The 3,870-nt window shown below is 63.3% G+C and carries 4 protein-coding genes; 1 reads left to right on the forward strand and 3 read right to left on the reverse strand.

Features of this window, described 5'->3' with window-relative positions; all coding sequences use genetic code 11:
- Both HP499_RS21895 and HP499_RS21900 read right to left on the reverse strand, forming a co-directional pair.
- The coding region (locus HP499_RS21895) for a carboxypeptidase-like regulatory domain-containing protein (protein ID WP_172326206.1) at positions 1–1,148 on the reverse strand (1,148 nt) is incomplete at its 3' end.
- A gap of 104 nt (positions 1,149–1,252) precedes the next feature.
- Entirely contained in the window at positions 1,253–2,209 is a 957-nt protein-coding gene (locus HP499_RS21900) for a carbohydrate kinase (protein WP_172326207.1), read from the reverse strand.
- Positions 2,210–2,412: 203 nt separating this feature from the next.
- On the opposite strand from HP499_RS21900, the gene HP499_RS21905 reads away from it, so the two are divergent.
- The gene (locus tag HP499_RS21905) at positions 2,413–3,411 is read left to right on the forward strand and encodes a LacI family DNA-binding transcriptional regulator (RefSeq protein WP_172326208.1); all 999 of its coding nucleotides are present in this window, start codon (positions 2,413–2,415) and stop codon (positions 3,409–3,411) included.
- A gap of 58 nt (positions 3,412–3,469) precedes the next feature.
- On the opposite strand, the gene HP499_RS21910 is transcribed toward HP499_RS21905, so the two are convergent.
- Positions 3,470–3,870 (reverse strand): TetR family transcriptional regulator C-terminal domain-containing protein (locus HP499_RS21910; protein WP_172326209.1); only part of this gene is annotated, 401 nt, incomplete at its 5' end.

A 3,870-nucleotide genomic window follows, 5' to 3' on the forward strand; every position in this document is an offset into this window, starting at 1 on the left:
AGCTTCTGACCTGCCTGGGCAGAGCCGTAAACGAAAGGCCTGTCAGGTGTCAGCGACAGCCCCGCAACGTCCAGCTGCATGGTCAGCTTGATGCGCTGGCCGGCAGCAGTGGCCGTCAGGACGGTGGCCGTGTCCAGGGTGGCGGTGTTGTCGTAGCACTCGGCCTTGTATCGCTTCTCGCGGGGTGCGCCCTCGTAGAAAGTGTCCGAGACGCAGAGCTTGTACTTCCTGCCCACCGTCATGCGCCAGTAGATCTTGCCCTGCGCATCCGAGGTCAGCGGCCCCATCTGCGGGCCCTCCCAAGCTGCCGTGGCTTCGTTGTAGACCATCGGCGAATACCCGACGTCGGCAATCGGCGCGCCGGCCGGATCGACGACGGTGGCCTCCATGACGGTTTCATCCTTGAGGACGAAGTTCACGTTGGTCCATTTAACTCCCGCAGGAACAGCGGCCACTGTGTAGGTGTCCACCATGGTGGTGCCGGTCCAGTACTGCTCCAGGTAGAGGCGCTGGCCGGACTCGTCCCGGACGCTGATGTAGGCCTGGTTGGGGCGGATCTTGGTAAGGGTGAAGTAGCCGTTGGCGTCTGGCTTGGTGCTGCTGATCTGTCCGCCGTTGTTGGGCGAAGCTGAAACGGACACAGCAGTCAGTGGCTGGCCGGCCTTATTGGTGACCCGGCCGGTCATGCTGCCGAAGGCTTCCAACTGCGGGTTGAAAGTGGTGGTGGGGGCAGCGTCGGTGACGGCAACCGGCGTCGAACCGTAGGAACTGGACTGGTTGCCGTTCCACTCATCCGCATACGTGGCGGAACAGGGTCCGGTGCTGCAGGTAGTCCATATCTTGTAACTGCCGGCCGCCGGCACGGTGAAACTGTAGGAGCCATCGGCCGCGGACCAGGCGCCGGCTACATAGGAGGCCCGTTCGTCGTTGGTATACGCACCCACCCACACGTCGCCCAGGGGAGTGGCCGTTGCGGTAGCTGTCAATTTTCCTTTGACGACTCCCTTGAACGTGTACGTCGCGGCCGAAGCGGGCGCGGCGCCGGCGAAGAGGCCCGCAGCCACCAGGATGACTGCCGTCAGGATGGCCCACACCCCCTGCCGCGTCCTTCGAATCGGATGGTGGGCGGCACGTCGCTGCAACGGCATGGGTAAGGTCCTTTTCCCCAAAAAAGTGACTAAAGGGGACCGAGTGGTCCACTGACATCGTAGGCGTCGGCCCGCAGCAGTGCCATGGGGAGTTCTGCCCCGGTCTATACAGAGGCCAGCGGCTGCTGGTTGAGTCCTTCCAACCGGGCTTGAAGTTCATCGGAGGTTGGAGGATTGGCGCCGGGCCTGCTGACGGTGATCGCGGCGGCAATAGCAGCGGTCTGTCCGATGTGGCCGAGGGCTGTTGGTGCAAACGCCTTTTCCCCTCTGGCCAGCAGTTCAAAGATGAGCGCGGCCATGTAGGAGTCGCCGGCGCCGATAGTGTCTGCAACCTGGGTCTTCACGGACGGGATGGTGGCGCGCGCCCCCGGAGTGGCAAGGAGTGCACCTTCGGCGCCACGGGTGATGACGGCCATCCGGGCGCCGTGGTTGAGTAGGCGGGAGGCGACGTCGTCCGGCGAGGACTCGGGATAGAGCCACTGCGCGTCCTCATCGCTGAGTTTGATGACGTCAATAAGGGGGAGCAGGTCCTCGAAGGTCCGCTGCGCTTCGGCGTGGCTGCCAAGGAGGGCCGGGCGGATGTTGGGGTCATAGGTGACCAGGCAGGAGTCGTGGCTCTGCTCAAGGAGGGTGCGCACGGTGGACGCTCCCGGGGCCAGGAAGGTGGCGATGGATCCGGTATGCAGGACTTTGGGAATCATGGCCGGGGCAACGGGTGCAAGTTCCCAGCGGATGTCGAACTCGTAGCTGGCCGACCCGTCCGTTGCGAGGGTAGCGGTGGCCGTGGCAGTGCGCCCAAGGGACGTTGATCCTGGAAGCAGGTGGACGCCGGCGCTGTGGAGGTGGGAGGTGATGGCGGAGCCGTGTTCGTCGTCGCCGATCGCTGTGAGAAGCCCGGTCGGCACCCCGAGACGGCCCAGCCCGTAGGCGACGTTGGCAGGGGACCCGCCAGGGTAGCTGATGCGTCCTTCCCGGGTGTTCACAATGTCCACCAAGGCCTCGCCGATAACGAGGACGTCCAGGGGGGTTTGGGCGGATCCGCCCGGGGCAAGGTTGTGCATCTTGGTTCTTTCGTCGGGTTGCCGGCTGATCGGAGGAGCGGCAGGGGGATGGGTCCGGGCGCATTTTCACAATGACAACGTTGTCAGTCAACATGTAAGCAAGCCCACACGATAGAGTCAAGTGTTGAATCAAGATGAGGAGAAGCAAGTTGACAACGGTGTCCAATCCTTATCAACCGGATTCCGGGCACAAGCGCCCAACGATGAAGAACGTGGCGGATCTCGCCGGGGTTGGGATCAAAACGGTCTCCCGGGTAGTCAACGACGAGCCTGGAGTCTCCGAGGCCACCCGGCAGCGCGTCATCCGTGCCACCGAACAACTGCAGTACCAACTGGACATCACTGCGGGCAGCCTCAAGCGTTCCGGACGCAAGACCCAGTCCATAGGCCTGCTGCTTCCGAGCGTATCCAACCCGTTCAGTGGAGAAATTCACAGGGCCATGGAAGACGCCCTGGCTTTGCGCGGAATTGCAGTCTTCGCCGCCAGCCTGGATGACGATCCCGAGCGGGAAAAGAAGCTCATTTCAGCTTTCCTGGGCCGCCGGGTTGACGGGCTTGTCCTGACCACCATTTCCAAGAGCCAGGCCTACATGATCCCGGAGCACTCCCGGGACCTGCCACTGGTATTCATTGACCGTGAACCGGCGGGTATCGAAGCTGACGCGGTAGTCACTGATAACGAAGTCGGTGCGGCAAACGCGGCGGCCCATCTCATCGAGCACGGACATACCCGGCTGGCCTACCTTGGCGACCGGACGGACATCCAGACTGCCGGGAAGCGCCGGACGGGATTCCTGGACGGCGTCGGCGGTGCAGGCATTTCCACCTCCGTTGTCGCGGTTCGGGAGAACCTGCACGATGAGGAAACCGCCTTTCGGGCCGCTCACGAACTACTCACCTCGGAAAACCCTCCGACGGCGATTTTCTCCAGTCAGAACCTGGTGACGTTTGGCGCCATGCGGGCCCTTAAAGCACTGGGACTGCATCACAAGGTTGCCCTCATCGGGTTCGATGATTTCATGTTGGCCGACATGATGGACCCCGGGATCACCGTGATCGCCCAGCACCCCGAGCGCATCGGCAAGCTTGCAGCTGAGCGGATCCTTGCAAGGATCGACGGCGACGCGAACCCCGCCCGGACCTATGTCGTCCCCACCGAATTGATACAGCGGGGCTCCGGTGAAATCCGTCCCCCGAGCTGATCCGGACAAGGCAGACAACGACGGCGGTGCTGCCGCCGTCGTCGTTTCTTCCGGAAGACTAAGACCCGGCCTGGTGCCGCGACGGCGCGAAGGCAATCTCTTCCGTGCGGGCAATGCCGCGCTCGATTGCGGCCTTGTCGATCCCCAGGAGGGTGGTGAGCCACATGCCGTTCTGCACCACCACGATGTCGGCCGCCCGCTCCCTGGATTCATCCTGCGACAACCCGGAAACGGCATTGCCGATCAATGCCGCAAGCCCTTGAAGGTACCGGTCGAAAGCTGCGGCGTTGATCCGGGCAAACTCCTCGTCGGCCTGGGCGAGGGCCCACAAGTGGAGGCGAAGAGAAAGGTACGGGGTGGTCAGGAGCCCTGGGTCGGCAACGCGACGAAGAGACTCCCGGAGTTGTTCGTCCGGGGTTGAGGCGGGCGAAGGCTCCACCAGCAGGAGGTCGTGCTCTT

This window comes from Paenarthrobacter sp. CM16 (genome assembly GCF_013179505.1).
Lineage (GTDB): Bacteria > Actinomycetota > Actinomycetes > Actinomycetales > Micrococcaceae > Arthrobacter.

What these genes read in the sequence shown, in the direction of transcription:
- HP499_RS21900 (WP_172326207.1), bottom strand. Translation starts at nt 2,209, where the DNA reads ATGCACAACCTTGCCCCGGGCGGATCCGCCCAAACCCCCCTGGACGTC.
- HP499_RS21905 (WP_172326208.1), top strand. Translation starts at nt 2,413, where the DNA reads ATGAAGAACGTGGCGGATCTCGCCGGGGTTGGGATCAAAACGGTCTCC.